The following is a 1,283-nucleotide window of genomic DNA, read 5'->3' as shown; positions in this document are numbered from 1 at the left end:
CCTTGACCTCGCCCCGAACCCCGTTCAAATGTTGTACCAGCGATGGCAGCTGAGAGGACGGGACGCGCTGGTGACGAGGGAACGCAGGCAGTACGACTTCGGAACCAAGCTCGAGATCGTGCTCCGTCATGTTGCAGGCGAGTCGGGACGGGCTCTCGCCGAGGAATACCGGCTTCCCTCGCCCAGTACCGTCGCCAACTGGACGAGTATCTATCGACGCGAGGGCGAAGACGGGCTGCGATCCAAGAGGCGCGGCCGGCCCCCGACCGATCGCGGAAACCCTCCACCGGAGAACGAGATCGAGACGCTGCGCAAGGAGAACGAGCGGTTGCGCGCAGAAGTCGCGTACCTGGGAAAATTGCGGGCCTTGAGGTCACAGGAACGACGCTGAAGGTTCAAGCCGTCGAAGATCTCAAGGCGCAGTATCCGTTATCGCTCTTGCTGCAGATCGCGCACCTTCCCCGGTCAACGTTCTACGACCACCGGAACAGAATCGCCCGCGCGGATCGGCATGCTGAGCTGAAAGAAGCCATCCGTCAAGCCTTTGAAGAGGCACGACGCGCATACGGGCACCGGCGCATCCTGGCGATACTGCTGCGTCGCGGGTGGCGGGTGTCGAAAAAGACCGTGCTGAAACTGATGCGCACGCTCGGCCTACAGTGCCCTGTGCGCCGCCGACGGAGATACAACTCCTTCCGGGGCGAGGTTGGCCAGGCGGCCGACAACGTGTTGAACCGTCAGTTCACCGCAGCGGTCAAGCACACCAAGTGGGTCACGGACGTGACCGAGTTCGCGATCGGGGCCTCCAAGGTGTACGTTTCGCCGGTCCTCGACCTCTATAACAACCGAGTCATCTCTGCCGTGGCCGGGCCGTCACCGAGCGTGAAGATGGTCACCGATGGCCTGCGCACCGCAATCGACAGCCTGCAGCCAGGTGAGAAACCGCTGGTTCACTCCGATCAAGGATTCCAGTACCGCCACGCCCTCTGGCAGGACATGCTCCGCGAGGCCGGCCTCACGCAGTCCATGTCTCGTAAAGGCACGTGCCTCGACAACGCCGTCATGGAAGGGTTCTTCAGCCATCTCAAAGAGGAATGGTTCCGAATCCAGCAGCCCGCGACCGTTGACGAGTTCCACGCTGGACTGACCGACTACCTGCAGTGGTGGAACACGACCCGCATCCAACAACGGCTCGGCTACCTCAGCCCCGACGAGCACCTCGCCCAAACGTCCGCCGCCGCATAATGTTTAATTCCAAGGTCCAACTTTCGGGGACCACTCCA

General features: G+C 62.1%; 2 pseudogenes. Both read left to right on the top strand.

The window, feature by feature from the left end:
- Window positions 1-28: 28 nt before the first annotated feature.
- A pseudogene (locus ACX4ZE_RS22740) lies at window positions 29-205 on the top strand (hypothetical protein); the annotation flags it as partial.
- Window positions 145-1,245: pseudogene (locus ACX4ZE_RS22735) on the top strand (IS3 family transposase); the annotation flags it as partial. The pseudogenes ACX4ZE_RS22740 and ACX4ZE_RS22735, both read left to right, overlap by 61 nt.
- Window positions 1,246-1,283 lie beyond the last annotated feature (38 nt).

The sequence above is a fragment of the Nocardia sp. TBRC8007 genome (assembly GCF_056629435.1).
The sequence above is the reverse complement of the archived record's forward strand: the minus strand, read 5'-3'. Positions and strand labels throughout refer to the sequence as shown.